This window comes from Ruegeria sp. AP11, assembly GCF_056535865.1.
Genome location: NZ_JBQFJB010000001.1, coordinates 1,316,338 through 1,332,489 on the forward strand (window position 1 = coordinate 1,316,338; position 16,152 = coordinate 1,332,489).

The 16,152-nt window shown below is 59.3% G+C and carries 18 protein-coding genes; 10 read left to right on the forward strand and 8 right to left on the reverse strand.

The genetic code is table 11. The features are described 5' to 3' along the window. The first annotated feature begins 133 nt into the window (after positions 1-133). Together ACR3E4_RS06875 and ACR3E4_RS06880 are read left to right on the forward strand one after the other, a co-directional pair. Positions 134-949 carry an MlaA family lipoprotein gene (locus tag ACR3E4_RS06875; protein ID WP_480533494.1) on the forward strand — a complete coding sequence of 272 codons (816 nt, stop codon included), beginning with the start codon at positions 134-136 and terminating at the stop codon, positions 947-949. After that, positions 939-1,547: an MlaC/ttg2D family ABC transporter substrate-binding protein gene (locus ACR3E4_RS06880; protein ID WP_480533496.1), complete on the forward strand. Its 609-nt coding sequence runs from the start codon at positions 939-941 to the stop codon at positions 1,545-1,547. The genes ACR3E4_RS06875 and ACR3E4_RS06880 overlap by 11 nt, the downstream gene beginning before the upstream one ends. Before the next feature lie 175 nt (positions 1,548-1,722). Here ACR3E4_RS06880 and fliP read toward each other — a convergent pair whose 3' ends face one another. From fliP to fliF, 4 genes are read right to left on the reverse strand one after another with little or no spacing between them, the layout of a single operon-like run. Beyond that, positions 1,723-2,445 carry a flagellar type III secretion system pore protein FliP gene (fliP, locus tag ACR3E4_RS06885; RefSeq protein ID WP_480533498.1) on the reverse strand — a complete coding sequence of 241 codons (723 nt, stop codon included), beginning with the start codon at positions 2,443-2,445 and terminating at the stop codon, positions 1,723-1,725. After that, positions 2,445-2,732: a FliM/FliN family flagellar motor switch protein gene (locus ACR3E4_RS06890; protein WP_480533500.1), complete on the reverse strand. Its 288-nt coding sequence runs from the start codon at positions 2,730-2,732 to the stop codon at positions 2,445-2,447. The genes fliP and ACR3E4_RS06890 overlap by 1 nt, the downstream gene beginning before the upstream one ends. Next, positions 2,725-3,321 (reverse strand): FliH/SctL family protein, encoded by a 597-nt coding sequence (locus ACR3E4_RS06895; protein WP_480533502.1) that lies wholly within the window; start codon positions 3,319-3,321, stop codon positions 2,725-2,727. The genes ACR3E4_RS06890 and ACR3E4_RS06895 overlap by 8 nt, the downstream gene beginning before the upstream one ends. Continuing rightward, positions 3,321-4,910 carry a flagellar basal-body MS-ring/collar protein FliF gene (fliF, locus tag ACR3E4_RS06900; RefSeq protein WP_480533504.1) on the reverse strand — a complete coding sequence of 530 codons (1,590 nt, stop codon included), beginning with the start codon at positions 4,908-4,910 and terminating at the stop codon, positions 3,321-3,323. The genes ACR3E4_RS06895 and fliF overlap by 1 nt, the downstream gene beginning before the upstream one ends. An 86-nt stretch (positions 4,911-4,996) precedes the next feature. Here fliF and ACR3E4_RS06905 point away from each other — a divergent pair, with 86 nt between their 5' ends. The 6 genes from ACR3E4_RS06905 (at position 4,997) to ACR3E4_RS06930 (ending at position 10,544) form a co-directional block, all read left to right on the forward strand. After that, positions 4,997-5,527 (forward strand): flagellar basal body-associated FliL family protein, encoded by a 531-nt coding sequence (locus tag ACR3E4_RS06905; RefSeq protein WP_480533506.1) that lies wholly within the window; start codon positions 4,997-4,999, stop codon positions 5,525-5,527. A gap of 9 nt (positions 5,528-5,536) precedes the next feature. Next, the gene (locus ACR3E4_RS06910) at positions 5,537-6,025 is read left to right on the forward strand and encodes a hypothetical protein (RefSeq protein ID WP_480533508.1); all 489 of its coding nucleotides are present in this window, start codon (positions 5,537-5,539) and stop codon (positions 6,023-6,025) included. Next, on the forward strand, positions 6,022-6,615 hold the full coding sequence (locus ACR3E4_RS06915) for a MotE family protein (RefSeq protein ID WP_480533510.1): 594 nt from the start codon (positions 6,022-6,024) through the stop codon (positions 6,613-6,615). The genes ACR3E4_RS06910 and ACR3E4_RS06915 overlap by 4 nt, the downstream gene beginning before the upstream one ends. Positions 6,616-6,655: 40 nt before the next feature. Continuing rightward, positions 6,656-7,525, forward strand: a complete 870-nt coding sequence (motA, locus tag ACR3E4_RS06920) for a flagellar motor stator protein MotA (protein ID WP_480533511.1) — start codon at positions 6,656-6,658, stop codon at positions 7,523-7,525. Beyond that, positions 7,522-9,654: a hypothetical protein gene (locus ACR3E4_RS06925; protein WP_480533513.1), complete on the forward strand. Its 2,133-nt coding sequence runs from the start codon at positions 7,522-7,524 to the stop codon at positions 9,652-9,654. The genes motA and ACR3E4_RS06925 overlap by 4 nt, the downstream gene beginning before the upstream one ends. Positions 9,655-10,214: 560 nt before the next feature. Then, positions 10,215-10,544, forward strand: a complete 330-nt coding sequence (locus ACR3E4_RS06930) for a hypothetical protein (protein ID WP_480533515.1) — start codon at positions 10,215-10,217, stop codon at positions 10,542-10,544. Between the two features lie 7 nt (positions 10,545-10,551). Here ACR3E4_RS06930 and ACR3E4_RS06935 read toward each other — a convergent pair whose 3' ends face one another. Both ACR3E4_RS06935 and trhO read right to left on the reverse strand, forming a co-directional pair. After that, entirely contained in the window at positions 10,552-11,052 is a 501-nt protein-coding gene (locus tag ACR3E4_RS06935; protein WP_480533517.1) for a potassium channel family protein, read from the reverse strand. Positions 11,053-11,116: 64 nt separating this feature from the next. Beyond that, positions 11,117-12,022 carry an oxygen-dependent tRNA uridine(34) hydroxylase TrhO gene (gene trhO / locus ACR3E4_RS06940; protein ID WP_480533519.1) on the reverse strand — a complete coding sequence of 302 codons (906 nt, stop codon included), beginning with the start codon at positions 12,020-12,022 and terminating at the stop codon, positions 11,117-11,119. 96 nt (positions 12,023-12,118) lie between these two features. Between trhO and pncA the strand changes: the two genes are divergently transcribed. Continuing rightward, the gene (pncA, locus tag ACR3E4_RS06945; RefSeq protein WP_480533521.1) at positions 12,119-12,712 is read left to right on the forward strand and encodes a bifunctional nicotinamidase/pyrazinamidase; all 594 of its coding nucleotides are present in this window, start codon (positions 12,119-12,121) and stop codon (positions 12,710-12,712) included. Here pncA and ACR3E4_RS06950 read toward each other — a convergent pair. Beyond that, positions 12,709-13,239 carry a hypothetical protein gene (locus tag ACR3E4_RS06950; protein ID WP_480533523.1) on the reverse strand — a complete coding sequence of 177 codons (531 nt, stop codon included), beginning with the start codon at positions 13,237-13,239 and terminating at the stop codon, positions 12,709-12,711. The genes pncA and ACR3E4_RS06950 overlap by 4 nt on opposite strands. 164 nt (positions 13,240-13,403) lie before the next feature. Here ACR3E4_RS06950 and pncB point away from each other — a divergent pair, with 164 nt between their 5' ends. After that, on the forward strand, positions 13,404-14,696 hold the full coding sequence (gene pncB, locus ACR3E4_RS06955; RefSeq protein ID WP_480533525.1) for a nicotinate phosphoribosyltransferase: 1,293 nt from the start codon (positions 13,404-13,406) through the stop codon (positions 14,694-14,696). On the opposite strand, the gene ACR3E4_RS06960 is transcribed toward pncB, so the two are convergent. Further along, a complete protein-coding gene (locus tag ACR3E4_RS06960) occupies positions 14,693-16,144 on the reverse strand; it encodes an aldehyde dehydrogenase family protein (protein WP_480533527.1) in 1,452 nt (483 codons plus the stop codon). The genes pncB and ACR3E4_RS06960 overlap by 4 nt on opposite strands. Positions 16,145-16,152: the final 8 nt, after the last annotated feature.

Below are 16,152 nucleotides of genomic sequence, written 5' to 3' on the forward strand. Positions count from 1 at the left end.
GGTTAAACGCGAGTTGTTGTTTCAAATCCTGTGTGAAAGGTCTATGTGAGACCAATTGCACACCGAGACCGCAAAGGCCGTATTGATTGAAGGCCCGGCAGCACCACCGGGCGAGTTTGGAGTACCGAAGCAAGTGCCACGCCTCATCCGTCTGAAGCAACTGTTCCTTTTGACCGCCCTTGTGGTTATGTCGGCCTGCGCCTCGCAACCGCAGGACGCCGCAGCCCGGGGTGAGATTTTTGACCCGTATGAGAATACCAACCGCGGCATCCACAGTTTCAATCTGGGCGTGGACCGGTTTCTGTTTCGCCCGGCCTCGAAAGGTTATGTGAAGATTGTGCCTGACCCGATGGTCACAAGTTTCAGCACCTTTGCCGAGAACATATCCCTTCCGGGTCAGGCGGTTGACTATCTGTTGCAGGGCAATCCCAAGCAGATGGGGAACGCCTTGTTGCGTTTTGTCATCAACATGACGGTGGGCGGCTTTGGTCTGTCGGCCCCCGCGGATGAGCTGAACCTGCCCCCGGTCGACACCGATTTCGGCGAAACGTTGCATGTTTGGGGCTTTGGCGAAGGCGCCTATGTCGAGCTGCCCTTCTATGGCCCGTCCACCACCCGTGATGCGGTGGGGGTGGTCATAAACCTGTTCTCGAACCCGATCAATTTCAGCCCCACCCGCCCGGTGGACAATCTGGGCGTCTATGCCGAGGTGGTGCGGCGCATGGGAGATCGCGGACGGTTCTCGGATACGGTGGACTCGATTCTCTATGAAAGCGCAGACAGTTACGCGCAGGCCCGCACGATCTATCTTCAAAATCGCCGTTTCGAACTGGCACGGGACGATGAGGACGCCTATCTCGGACTGTATGACGACCCCTATGCAAACACCGGGACCGACCCTGTCAGGGACCCCTTCCTAGACCCCTACGAGGACCCCTATGCCGAATAATCTGATGAACCGACGCAAATTTGTCGCCACTGCCCTGACCGGGCTGACAGCGGCTACTCTGCCCCTGCCCGCCTTTGCGCTGACCGAAGCGGCTGCGATGCAGCTGGTCAACTCGGTGGTGGCCGATATCACCCGCGTGATCGACTCGGGCAAATCCGAAAACGCCATGCTGCGCGATTTCGAGAAGATCTTTGTGCAATATGGCGACGTTCCGATCATGGCGCGTTACGCGCTGGGGGCCGATGCCCGCACCGCCTCGCCCGCGCAGCTGCGCCAGTTCACGCGGGCGTTTCAGGGCTATATCTCACGTAAATACGGCCGCCGGTTCCGGGAATTCATCGGCGGAGAAGTGACGGTGCGCAACGCCCGTAAGATCAAGGCGGGATACGAGGTCCGCACTTCGGTCAAGCTGCGCGGATCCTCTCCGTTTGAAGTGACGTTCCTGGTGTCGGACAAATCCGGCAGCGGCAAATTCTTCAACATGTTCATCGAAGGGGTGAACCTGCTGCTGACCGAACGCACCGAGATCGGGGCGATGCTGGATGCCCGTGGCGGCAATCTGAACACGTTGATCAAGGATTTGGGCAAGACGGGCTAAGCTTGGGATTGTTATGGTGAAACCGCCGCGCGATCCTTTCGTGCGGCGGTTTCCTTTTGTTCACAGGGGGCACCGCTGTTTGCGCTTTCAGGTGTTTTTCTGAGTGACGTCAGATCTGAAAACCCGCACCTGATCTGGCACAACACGTTTGCCTGCAAATCAACAGGCGACATCATCACGGGGCGTAGCTTCGCACCAATGCGCTGGCGATCAGCGCCCAGCCATCGGCGATCACGAAAAAAGCCAGCTTGAACGGCAGTGCGACCGTCGCCGGCGGCACCATCATCATCCCCATCGACATCAAAACCGCCGCAACCACCAGATCGATGATCAGGAAGGGCAGGAATATCAGAAACCCGATCTGAAACGCCCGCGCGATTTCAGACAGCATGAACGAAGGCATCATGACAGACAGCGGCGCCTCAGGCGATAGCTGCATCGCTTCCCCGCCAGGGCGCAATGCGGCCATTGCCTGAAACGTATCGGCATCAAGCCGCGCCGCCATGAAGCCGCGAAATGGTTCCAGCGCCCGTTCCAGCGCGGGTTCGACCTCCAGCGTTTCGTTAATCATGGGTTGGATACCGGCGGTCCAAGCCTCGGCGAAAACCGGCTCCATGATGAAATAGGTCAGAAATAACGCCAGACTGACGATCAGCATGTTGGGCGGCGATTGCTGCAATCCGATCCCCTGCCGCAGGATCGCGAGGACGGTGATCAGAAACGGAAAACAGGTGATCATGATCGCCAGACCCGGCGCAAGGCTGAGCACCGTGATCAGCAGGATCAGCTGGATCGTGCGCGCCGAAATTGACTCGCCTTCTCCCAAGGAAAAGGACAGCTCCTGCGCTCCGGCGGCCGTTGGCAGCAGCAGGATCACCAGCCAGACAGCCAGACGCATCAGCCGATCCCGTTTTGCAGATCAGATATTTCGGTCAGCCGCACGGCCAGTTGACCGCGCTGATCCCCCTCCATTTCCTCCAACAAGCCGCGCGCGACCAGCTGATCGCCGACATAGAGATCGACCGGATCCTCAATCCGTTTATCCAACGTGAGCACGGCGTTTTCACCCATGTTCAGCAAATCCCGGATCAACGGGCGTGCGCGACCGACCGAGACCGTGACCTCGATCGGAACCGCCTCGAACGGGTTGGTTTTCTCGGGTTTCGGGGGGTTTATGTCACTCATTTGATAAAGCCTCTCTCGCTTCAAACAGATATGCGTCGAAAGCCCCGGCAATGGTGTCGAGCAAGGCCGAGCAATCCACCTCTTGCCGCGCAATACCTACGCGCAGATGCGCCTGACCCTCTTCCAGGATCGGATCCTCGACGATCTTAGGCGCAGAGCTCAGACCTTGTGGCAGCAGCGCTTTGATCTGCTGCGACGATCCCTCGGGCACCCTTAACTCCATCGGCTGCCCGATCTGTTCCCGCGCCATTTCGGAAAGCTGCTCTGACAACCGCATTGCAAACCCCTGTTTGACCGTTTCCGGCAGAACGGTTTCGACCAGCGCCCGGAACATGGGCTCCAGCGACAATGTCATACGGGTCAGCGCCTCCTGATAGGTGAAGGTCAGGTCCGACAGGGTGGCTGCTAGGTCAGAGCCCAGTTGTTCGCGGGCCTGTTCCTGCGCCTGAACCGCATCCTCCCAGCCCGCGCCATAGCCCTTTTCGAACGCAGCCAACCGCTGATCCTCAAGCGCTTCTTCATCCAGAATATGAACCGCTCCGCCGCCGGAATACAGGGCGAAATCCTCAAGGAGATGGGCAATCGACATCACACTTTCGCCTCGCTTTCCTCGAGCCAGCTGCGCAGGATCTCAACTGTTTCTTCCTGCTTGTCGCCAATCATCGCACGCAGCCGGTCAACTGCTTCATCCCCGCGCGCAGCGGCGATGGCTGGCACGTTGGCCTGAGTCGGGTCGGACAATGGGGCGAAGTCCTGCGATTCGGCTGTTGCAATCTCACCCGTCAGATAGGTCGCATCCGCGTCGGGCGCAGTCGCCGCAGGCAGCAGCGCAGGTTCGGCCGCCGCATTTGTCAGGATCGGCCGGATGACGAACAGACCCAGGACAAGAGACACCAGCGCCAGAACCGCCATCTGGATCAGTGACATCGCGTCCAGATGCACCTTGGACCAGATTGATGCAGCAGCCAGTGTGCCCTGCGGTTCAACCACAGGCAGGTCCAGCGACTTCAAGGTAATCACATCCCCCCGATCGGGGTCGAAACCCACAGCCGAGGCGACCAGTTCCTCCAATGCGTCCAGCTCGGATTGAGGCATCGGCACAAAGGTCTCGGTGCCATCTGCACCGACTTCGCGCGCACCGTTGACCAGCACCGCAACGGTCAGCCGCTTGATCGCGCCGGGCGCGCGATGCACCTCAAGCTCGGTTTCGGAGACCTCATAATTCACCCGCTCACGCGTCTGCGTGGCATTCGAGTTCGATTCGTCCCCGCCAGCGCCATCACCGTCGGGCAGATTTGATGCAACCGTCACATCCGCAGACTGGTTGCGCGCACTGTCCGAGCGCTCTTCGACATCGGTGCTGATTGCGACACGACCTTTCGGATCAAAGCGACGCTCGCGGATCGATTCGGTTTCGGTCACGGTGTCCACACTGACCTCGACGACCGCATTCCCGGCCCCGACACGCGCCTCGACCAGACGCATAACCCGGTCACGCAGCTGACGCGCCTTGTCATCCGCTGTGTCCGCCGCGACCGCCGTCTCCTGCGCCCCGATCACAGCCCCGTTCGAATCGATCACGGCGACATTTTCCGGCGTCAGCCCGCTGATTGCCGACGCCACCAGAAACCGGATGGCCTTGGCCTGATCACCAGTGATCTGCCCCCCCGACGGCACCAGATAGACCGAGGCGGTGGGCGCAACACTGCGCTGAAACGGGCTTGTCGAGCCGTTGGCGATATGAACCCGCGCCTGGCTGACATGCGGGCTGCCGACGATTGTTCGGGCCAGCTCACCTTCTTTCGCCCGCCAATAGGCGGCGTCGAACATCTGTGAAGTGGTGCCGAAACCGCTGAGCGAATCCAGCAGCTCATACCCACGATTGCCGTTGGCGGGCAGGCCTTCGCTCGCCAGGGTCATACGCAGCTCATCCCGCTGCGCGCCCGACACGTAGATCGAGCCGCCACGGATCTCATACGCAACACCGCGCTGGTCCAGCGCCCGCACGATATCCCCCGCAGCGCCGCTTTCGAGCCCCGCATAGAGCAGGGTCATCGACGGTGCTGCCACGATTCGGGACATTGCCAATACGCCCAGAAAGACCAGTGCCACGGCCCCGGCCACGATGATTTGTTTGCGCCTGTCCAATTTTGCCCAGACAGTTCCGATCTGCTGCACGCTCACCTCCGACTCACCGACATTCTGTTCGGCTCAGCCCCTGTTTGGACGATTGCCCTTAACAATCGGTTAGTCCCTGACGGGTTATGACACTGACCGAACAGATGGATGAGGACGTCATGACCGACGCAACTGCAGATGAAGCGGAAGCCCCTAAAAAGTCAGGAAAAAAGGGGTTGATCATCGGGATGATTCTAGCCCTTGCAGGCGGTGCGAGCGGCTATTTTATAACGGCATCTGGTCTGCTGCCAATCGCTAGTGCCAAGGCGGAAAAACCGGCAGAAATGAAGAGTAAAGAGGCATCCGTGAAACCTCTACCCGATGTCGCATTCGTCGATCTTCCACCGGTGATTGTTTCGGTCAACATGAACGATTCGCGGCATCTGAAATTCCACGCGCAGCTTGAGGTCAATGCAAGCTATGTCGCCGATGTCGAGAAGCTGCAGCCCCGAATCATGGACATGCTGAACAGCTATCTGCGCGCGGTCGAGCTGTCGGATCTGGAGGATTCGCTAGCCCTGATGCGCATACGCGGGCACCTGCTGCGGCGCATCGGGATAGTCGCGGGCGAAGGCCGTGTACGCGATGTTCTGGTCATGGAATTTGTACTGAACTAGGAGGCGAAATTGGAGCTGATTGCCGATATTCTGCTGGTTGCAGGCGCGCTCGGGGCGGGGCTGTACTGCTTTGTTCTGGCGCGCCGGTTGAGGCGATTTACCGATCTTGAAAAGGGCGTGGGTGGCGCGGTTTCGGTTCTGTCCGCGCAGGCCGATGAACTGCGGAAATCACTGGATACCGCGCGCGAGGCCTCCGACGATTCAGGGCTGGCGCTGAAGGAACTGACCGAACGCGCCGAAACGGTGGCGCAGCGGCTTGAACTGATGATGGCCTCGATGCATGACGTCTTGCCAGAACCTCAGGTGGAGGTTGAGGACCTGTCCGAGGCGCCTGAAGTACCTGACGCACCCGAGGAACCTGACGCGCCCGAGGTCACCGATGAAGCCGAAGCACCTGCCCCGGAGGCATCCTCAGAAACACCCGATGAGCCCATAAAGAAACCCGAAGGGCTGATGTTCTTCCGGCATGCCCCTGTGCAGGGCGGTGCCGGATCATGACGCGACGCGCGGCGAAACCCAGAGAACCACGCGGGCGCAACGGCGTTTTAACCGTGATCTCTCTGCTGATGATCGGGTCCGCTGTCATCCGCATCGGGCTAGAGGCCGGTCCAGCCCTCGCCAAAAGCGCCGATTCCGGTTCAACAGCGCGAGCAAACCCCGCCAAGACCGGCGCTGAAGCGGCGGAACTGCAACTTCTGCTGACGGAACTGCTGCGCCGCGAGGAAGAGCTGGACCGGCGCGAAGCCGCGATTGTGGATCGTGAGTACGCGCTGAACTTTGCGGATCAAGCCATCGAATCCCGGCTGACCCAGTTGCAGGATGCCGAGGCCTCTCTGCGTGAGACGGTGACAATTGCCGAGAAAGCCGCCGAAAACGACCTGATCCAACTGACCGACGTCTATCAGAGCATGAAGCCGAAGGATGCGGCCGCTCTGTTCGAAACGATGGACGCTGTTTTCGCCGCCGGGTTTTTGTCACGGATGCCGCCAGATGCCGCCGCGAGCGTGATGGCCGGGCTCAGCCCCGAGGCCGCCTATACCATCAGCGTCGTCATGGCCGGTCGCAATGCCCGCGCCCCGCAGGAGTAGCCTTCATGCGCACACCACCTCATAACTTCGGAGATCACACATGATCGGGATCATTGGAATTGCCGTCATCTTCGTCATGGTGTTCGGCGGCTATCTGGCTGCGGGCGGCAAGATGGCCATCATCATGAAATCATTGCCATTTGAGATGATGATGATCGGCGGTGCTGCGGTCGGCGCGTTCCTCATCAGCAACGACATGGGCGGGGTCAAACACACGGCCAAGGACATGGCGAAAGTGTTCAAGGGGCCGAAATGGAAACCCGAGGATTATCGCGACCTGCTGTGCCTGCTGTTTTCGCTGATCCGGATCGCGCGCGCCAACCCGGTCGAAGTGGAACAGCATATCGAAGAGCCCGAAAACTCTTCTTTGTTCTCCGCTTACCCCAAGATTTTGGCCGACAAGGAAGCCGTCGATCTGATCTGCGACACAATGCGCTCGGCTTCGATGAATTATGACGATCCGCATCAGGTCGAAGAGGTGCTTGAAAAGCGGATGGAGGCGAATTTCCATCATGCCATGCATTCCAGCCATGCGTTGCAGACCGTTGCGGACGGGCTGCCCGCGCTGGGGATCGTGGCGGCGGTTCTGGGCGTAATTAAAACGATGGGGTCAATCGACCAGCCCCCGGAAGTACTGGGCAAACTGATCGGTGGTGCCCTTGTCGGTACGTTTCTGGGCGTGTTTCTTGCCTATGGGCTGGTGGGCCCGTTCGCGGGCAAGCTGAAGGCTGTGGTTGAGGAAGACAACCACTTCTACCAACTGATCAAAGAGGTTCTGGTCGCCAATCTGCACAATCACAACGCAGCAATGTGCATCGAGGTTGGGCGCCAGAATACACCCACGCATAACCGCCCGGGCTTTTCTGAGCTTGAGGAGGCCCTGAAAGAGCTCAAGCAGGCCGCCGCATGATCCGGGTATTGATACTGGTCCTGCTCGCTTGGGGGTCTACCGCCTCGGCGCAAGCTTTGCGGGTGCGATCTGGTGAACATGATGGATATACCCGCGTAGTTGTGCAGGTGCCCGTCGGGACCAACTGGACGCTGTCCCAAAGCCCGATTGGTGCACAGCTGAGCATCGCCATCGACGACGTGACCTTCGACACCCGATCCGTTTTTGATCGTTTGTCGGGCAATCGGCTGAAAGCGCTGAGTCAGGCCAAACCGGGCGGGTCGTTGGACATGGCCTTTGGTTGCGATTGCATGGCGACGGCGTTCTTGCACCGCCAATCCATGATCGTGATCGACATTGCGCCAAAACCGAATTCGCCTTCTGTCACCGCCCTTCCGATACCGCCTCTGCCATTGCAGACACCGAACCCGCTGCCTAATACGTTCCCCGCGAGGCAACTTGCGCTGCCACTGCTGGAACTGGACCAGACCGGGGTCGAAAATCGGTTGATGTCGCGGATATTGCAGGGTGCCGACCGCAATGTCGTTGACCTTGAACTTGCGAAAGTCGGCGACAGACCCTCAACCGATTTTGGCCCACTGCGCACGAATGCAGAGTTGACGGCGAATTTGCAACTGCGCTCGATCCTGGATGAGGTACGGGGGCTGGAGGCGCTGGAGCTGCCTCAACTTGATCCTCGCGCTGAATGTATCACCGATAACGAGCTGGGATTTGCCAAATGGTCGGGAGAAAGACCATTTGCCGCCCTGGTGGCCTCGCTTCGGATCCGTCTGTTTCAGGAATTTGACCGCGTGGATGAGGCGCAGGCTTTGAGGCTTGCGCGCCTCTATACATATCACGGATTTGGGGTCGAAGCGCTGCAGGTTCTGGATCTGGTACCCCAAAAATCCCCCGTGACGGAGCGGATTTCAGCGATTGCCCACGCGATGGACGGTATTGCTGCGTCAGAATCTAATCCATTTGTTGGCCAGCAGCGATGCGATGGGATGTCGGCATTATGGGCACTGATCACAGAAGGCGAACTTGCCGCGGATGCACAGCTAAATGCGATCGAACAGAGTTTTGGACGCATGCCCCGGCATTTGCGGACGCATCTGGGCGCAACACTGGTGGACATTCTAGTCGACGCCGGAGAGCTGGAAGCCTCACGCCGTATATTGCGCTCGGTCGAACGCGTTATGGATCAAGGGTCGGCGGGTGTGACTCTGGCCAAAGCCGAGATCGCTTCCGCCGCAGGAGAGGATAGGAGCGCCGAAACGCTGCTGTCCGAGGTCGCGAGCGCGCCAACCACAACCACCGAAGCCCCGATTGCTCTGGCGCGGCTGATCGAAAAACGCTGGTTTGATCGGGGGGCGGTGTCTCCGGCCGATCTGGACCTTGCCGAAAGCTATGCGCGGCAACTGCGCCGTTCCGACATGGGGCCAATGATGGCACGAACCCATACGCTGGCGCTTGCCTTGTCTCAGGACTTTGAAACCGCGCTGAAGCAAATCAAAGACGCCCCTGAAGCATCCGAATGGCAGCGCACCGAAGATCAGGTGCTGCAACTGTTGGCCGAAAGTGCGGACGATATCACGTTCCTGCAATACGTCATCGGATGGCCCGATCAAAAGCGCGATGCGATTTCGGTGGAAACGGCAATTTCGATTGCAGATCGGCTTGCCGAGTTGGGGTTTGCCGATCAGGCTCTGGCGCTGGCATCGCGTCCTCAGGACAATGCGCGCCGCGTTGACCGGGCGCAGCTGAGGGCGCGCGTCGCCCTGCAGCAGGGCAGACCGAACCAGGCTTTGCTGGAAATCGCCGAGGACACTTCGGAAGAAGCCGAACAGTTGCGAGCGCAGGCGATCTTGCTGACTGACGATTATGCCAAAGCGGCCCGATTGCTGCGCGAGATCGGTTTGTCAGAGGCTGCTGACCGGTATGCCTGGCTGGCCGGGGATGCGATGGTCGATGCCTCGCAGACTGCGTTTCGCGAGATACACCGGATCAGTGACCGATTGGCGCAACCAGCCAACAGGCAGTTAGACAAACCGCTGGCCGATGCGACCGCATTGCTGCAGGACAGTGCAACTGTGAGAGGTCGGATCACCGACTTGCTTGATCGTGTTCAAATTCAGGCTCAATACTGAATTGCGATAGACAGATGTTGCAATGGTAAGCCGAGTGATGGATTGTCGATTCTGGCCAAAGATCGTCTTTAAGCACCAACTATTGAATATGGTCGGACCCCGCTCTGCGCCCACGGTCTCAATACTGTTGCGCAACGGGTATAATCCAATCCCCGGCAGAACCGCCTGATCACGGCGCACAGCATGCATATCTGACGCATGCGCCCATTCATGTCAGGGGCATCGCCACAATCGTCGTCCGCCATAAACATCATGCAGTGAATTTTATCGCACTACACCGGAATAAACGGCTGGAGTTGGGTACCCTGTATCGGCGGATCGCCGCCTCTTTCAGCCCTGCGCGCGGTGTTGTGAGTATCCGTGTATTGAAATGAGACAGCCCGATTCTTTGATTGGTATCGGAGCACGAAAACGTGCCGGTATGGTCGAAACGCGACGGGACAGGCTGATTTGCGCAGCGGTGAAATCCGCTCGGATCAGCGGAAATCTTGAAAAAGTTCCTAAAATGTTCTATATTTGTTCCGCAGGGATGTCTGACGCGGAACGGAGGTATTCGAGCTATGACCAACGCTGCCCGTCAAAGCTGGTATGACGCACCCAGCAACGATTATCACATGCTGCCTGTCACCGACCGGCAGATGCGCTATGCCCGCGCGATTGCCGCGCAATCCGCGCTGGAGATTCCGGTTGAGGCGCAACGCGATCGCCGATCGCTGTCAAACTGGATTTCGGCACACAAACCACAGGATCCATCGCCCTTTGCCAATTATCCCACCGGCAAGCAGGTGGCCTTTGCCGAGCGTATCTCGCGCAGCAAGCGCCGACCGATTCCGTCGGAATGCTTTCGCGACAAACAGATGATGTCGCGCTGGATCGATCACAACAAATAAGGCCGTGTCATTTGCCGTGATTGCGTGCGTAAAGCGCGACAGCCGCAGCCACGAACATGCCCAATAGGATATACCCCGTCACCGCTTCGGACACGGCCAGCGCGCGGCACAATCCGGTCGGGGCCATGTCGCCATAACCGACCGTGGTGAAGGTGACATATGAAAAATACAGGATATCCGCCGGACCTTCGGCCCCAACGACGCAATTCCCGTTGTATCCGAATGCGCCGTAAACCGCCGCGAACAGGAAGGGCACAACCTGAATGAAGGACACCCCCATCAGGAACAGCAACCGGCGTGGCGATTTCACCTGAGTCATATAGAACCACGACTGCGAGGCGATCCAGATCAGCAGGCCGACCGAGGCGATCGTGCCGATTGTATCCCCTGCGGTTGCCTCGCTCAGACGAGATAGCCCGTACCATGCAAGAAAACTGGCCACTGCCAGCCCCAAAGCTGCCAGCAGGGTCGACTTCCATTCTTCCAGGGACCGGGGTTCGTGGGTCATGGGCGCTCCATCCGTCAGGCCTGTGCGCAATCATCCGACTTACGGCACGGGCTGCAAGCTGAAATCAATCCGCGCCAAGATGTTCCTCACCCCGCGCACGGGCCAGTTGGATCTGCTTCTGACGTTCACGAAAGCGCGTCTTGTCTGCGTCCGAGGTTTCGGTGATGCATTGGTGGCATGAGACGCCATGCTCATATTCCGGGCGCTTTACATCTTCGGGCAGGATCGGACGGCGGCAACCATGGCAAAGCTTGTGCGGACCCTCGACCAGACCATGACCAACCGAGACGCGGTTGTCGAAGACGAAACATTCGCCCTGCCAGGTGCTGTCCTCGGACGGCATCTCCTCAAGGTAACGCAGGATCCCGCCTTTGAGGTGATAGACGTCTTCGACCCCCTGTCCCAGCAGGTAGTTGGTGGATTTCTCGCACCGGATTCCCCCGGTGCAGAACATCGCAACGCGCTTGTTGTGGAAGCGGTCCTTGTTCTCTTCCCACCAGGCCGGGAATTCGCGGAAACTGGCCGTTTCAGGGTCTATTGCGCCTTCAAACGTGCCAATCGCCACTTCGTAATCATTGCGGGTGTCGATCACCACCACATCGTCCGAGCGGATCAGATCGTTCCAGTCCTCGGGTTCAACATAATTCCCGACACTGGCGCGCGGATCGACGTCGGGCTGGCCCATCGTCACGATCTCTTTCTTCAGGCGCACTTTCATCTTGCCAAAAGGCGGGTGGTCCGAGGTTGCTTCTTTCCACTCAAAATCGGCGCAACCCGGCAGCGCGCGAATATGCGCCAGCACCGCATCGATGCCAGCCCGCGGCCCTGCGATGGTTCCGTTGATCCCCTCCTGCGCCAGCAGCAAGGTTCCTTTCACCGACTGCTCACGGCAAAGCTCGTGCAGCGCAGGGCGGAGCGCATCCGGGTCGGGGAAACGCGTGAAATGGTAGAGGGCAGCGATTGTATACATGTGCGCGATCTAAACCCCAGCACAGCAACACGCAAGAGATCACATTGACGCCTCCTGTTTCACACCATACCGATACTACTGTTGAAGGAGGCCCCAATGTCACACGCCCTGCTCGTCATCGATGTCCAGAACGATTTCTGCCCCGGCGGCGCGCTGGCCGTACCCGGAGGGGACGAGATCATCGCGCCGATCAACGCGCTTATGGACGCGTTCGACACGGTGATCCTGACACAGGATTGGCACCCGGCCGGGCACTCCTCATTCGCCAGCGTGCACGCGGACAAAGCGCCGTTCGAGATGATCCAGATGCCCTATGGCCCGCAGGTTCTGTGGCCCGATCATTGCGTGCAGGGCAGTGAGGGGGCGGCTTTTCACCCAGACCTGCGCACCGAGGGCGACCTGATCATTCGCAAGGGCTTTCGCAGCGCCATCGACAGCTACTCGGCGTTTTTCGAGAATGATCAGACCACTCCGACCGGCCTGAAAGGGTATCTTGAGTCACGCGGTATCGAACAACTGACGCTGGTCGGGCTGGCCACGGATTTTTGCGTCTATTTCACCGCCATGGACGCGGCGCGCCTGGGTTTTGACGTCACCGTCCTCACCGATCTGTGCCGCGCAATCGACATGGATGGCTCACTTGCCGCTGCCGAACAGGCGATGCGGGCTGCGGGCGTCAAACTGGTTTAGGGCGTGGCCCCCCGTTCAGCCAGGTATTTCAGGATCACAAACAGGATCACGGCCAGGCCCAGCGCAAATCCGATACGTCCCGGCACCGTGCGGCGTTCGGGGCGCGTCGCCCTTGGACGTGGCGGCTGCATCGGGCGCGATTGCGCTCTGGGCGGTGCCGCGCCCGGTTTCGCGGATCGGACGTGTTGCAGAAATTGGTGAAAGTCGAACTCACCAATGTATTCGCCCTGCACCCCCATGTTTCGAATATTTGCAAACAGCCGTTTCAGGATCAGTTGCCGATCCACAATATCCTCGGGCGCATAATACCCGCGCGCGGATTCCCTGTCCCGCGTATCCAGACTGAACCCGGATTCCAGAAATATCCTGCGAATCTTCGGCGATGCGGCACGCAACGCGTCCGCCGTCTTTACATCCCGAAACAGCGCCCGTACCGGAGGCCGTCCTGTTACCGCTGTGTGTCCATGTTCCGGATCAACCTCATCCGGGGCGATCGCCACTATGTCAAAATCGTACTCGAGACCCATTCACTACATTCAACCTTCTTATCCATCCCCTTCCCTCACTAAAGCGTGAGGGTTACTCATAATAAGCCCGCAATGTGTCCAGTCATGGGCATTGTTACCAAACCGGCGACTCTTGCCAATCAGCGCTCTGATTGATCTAACAACGGAAATCGCAGGAGGTCCCCATGGTCGACATCGCGACGCGGGTCTACAATCATAAATGGAAGATCGACCCCATTGTGCGGTCATTGATCGACACTGACTTCTACAAACTGCTGATGTGTCAATCAGTGTTTCGCAATAAGCCCCAAACAGACGTGGTTTTTTCACTGATCAACCGGTCGAATCACGTGCCGTTGGCAAAATTGATCGACGAAGGAGAGTTGCGCGAGCAGTTGGATCACATACGTTCGCTCAGCCTCAGCCGGGGGGAAAGCACCTGGCTGCGGGGCAATACCTTCTACGGAAAACGGCAGATGTTCCGCCCGGATTTCATGGAATGGTTCGAGAATCTGCGCCTGCCGCCTTATCATCTTGAACGTCACGGCGACCAATATGAGCTGACATTTGAAGGCAAGTGGCACGAGGTCATGCTGTGGGAGATCCCCGCGCTGGCGGTGCTGATGGAGTTGCGCTCGCGCGCGGTTCTGAACGACATGCGCCGGTTCGAGTTGCAGGTTCTTTACGCCCGCGCCATGACACGGGTATGGGAAAAAATCGCCCAACTGCGTCAGATCGAAGGGTTGGGGATTGCGGATTTTGGCACCCGTAGGCGGCACTCCTTTCTCTGGCAGGACTGGTGCGTGCAGGCGATGATCGAAGGCTTGGGTAGCGCGTTCACCGGTACCTCGAACTGCCTGATCGCCATGCGGCGCGAGGTCGAGGCCATCGGCACCAACGCACACGAACTGCCCATGGTCTATTCCGCGCTGGCCGACAGCGATGCGGAATTGGCGCAGGCGCCCTATGATGTTCTCAGCGACTGGCATGACGAACATGACGGCAATCTGCGCATTATCCTGCCCGACACTTATGGCACGCAAGGCTTTCTGGACCGCGCGCCCGACTGGCTGGCGGGCTGGACCGGCATCCGCATCGACAGCGGCGATCCCGCTGCCGGGGCAGAAATCGCCATTGAGTGGTGGAAATCTCGCGGTGAGGACCCGACGCAGAAACGCATCATCTTCTCGGACGGTCTGGATGTGGACAAAATCCGGGAACTACACGGGCAGTTTGCGGATCGTACCAACGTTTCCTTCGGCTGGGGTACGCTGCTGACCAATGATTTCCGCGGGTTGGTGTCCGACGGCGCGCTGGCGCCGTTCTCACTGGTGTGCAAAGCGATCGCGGCCAACGGACGCCCGACAGTGAAACTGTCGGATAACCCCGAAAAGGCGATGGGTCCGGCAGATCAGATCGAACGCTACAAACGCGTATTTGGCGTGGGTGCCCAAGAGGCGATCGAGGTAATCGTTTAGCCGTGATAGGCGGCGACCGTTTTGAGCTGCGAAAACCCATAGAGCGCCTCGAACCCTTTTTCGCGTCCGTGACCGGATTTGCCAACGCCTCCAAACGGAAGCTCAACCCCTCCTCCGGCGCCATAGTTGTTGATGAAAACCTGCCCTGATTGCAGCCCCTTGGCCAACCGCATCTGGCGGGCCCCGTCCCGCGTCCAGATGCTGGCCACAAGGCCGTATTCGGTTGAGTTGGCTATGGTTAGAGCCTGTTTTTCGGTCTCGAACGGGATCAAAACCTGCACCGGGCCAAAGATTTCATCCCGCGCCAGCACATGATCCGGGGGCACGTCGGCAAAAAGCGTGGGTTGCACAAAGGCCCCGGCCTCGGGCGCGCCATCGACGATTTGTCCCTGCCCGGCAATGGTCAGATCCGCGCCTTTCTCAAGAAACCCGCCGACGATCTGTTTCTGCCGGTCCGAGATCAGCGGCCCGACGCGCAGGTCCTGCATCGCGGGACCGACAGTCAACTGCCCATAAGCCTCGGCCATGCGCGACCGGACCTGCTCGTAAATGCCACGCTGTACCAGAATGCGGGACGAGGCCGAACAGGTCTGGCCCGCATTCTGAATGCCTGCGTTCACCAAATACGGCAGCGCGGCGTCCAGATCGGCGTCATCGAATACCAATTGCGGAGATTTCCCGCCCAGTTCCAGCGTCACCGGCACCACGTTGCGCCCTGCCGCCTGCTGCACCAAGGCACCAGTGGCGACCGAGCCGGTAAACGAAATATGGTTAACCCCCGGATGCCCTGACAATGCCGCTCCGGCCTCGGCCCCCAATCCGGGCACGACGTTCAGCGCACCGGCGGGCAATCCGGCCTCAACCGCCAGATGTGCGAAGGCGAGCGCGGTCAGGCAGGCCTCTTCCGCGGGTTTCAACACACAGGCATTACCCATCGCCAACGCCGCCCCGACAGAACGGCCAATGATCTGCATCGGATAGTTCCACGGCACGATATGACCCGTGACCCCGTGCGGTTCGCGCAGGGTATAGACGGTATAGCCGTCCAGATAAGGGATCGTTTCACCCATCACCTTGTCCGCTGCCCCACCGTAGAACTCGCAATACCGCGCCAGCGCCACGGCGTCGGCCCGGGCCTGGGTGAGAGGTTTGCCCACATCCATCGCCTCCAACGCAGTCAATTCCTCGACCCGCTCCAGCACCAGTTGGCCGAGGCGTGCCAGGATACGACCGCGTTCCAGTGCAGTCATACGTCCCCAATCACCGTTTGTCGCAGATCGGGCCGCCGCGACCGCTGCATCGATATCCGGGACTTCGCCGCGCGCGATGCGGCAGATCTCGCTGCCAACCGAAGGGTTGATCAACGGCAGAGTCTCGCCCGAAGCCGCCGGAACCCAGCTCTCTCCGATCAGGCACAGGGTGGGATCAAACCATGGTTGCTGGATCATTTTGGCCT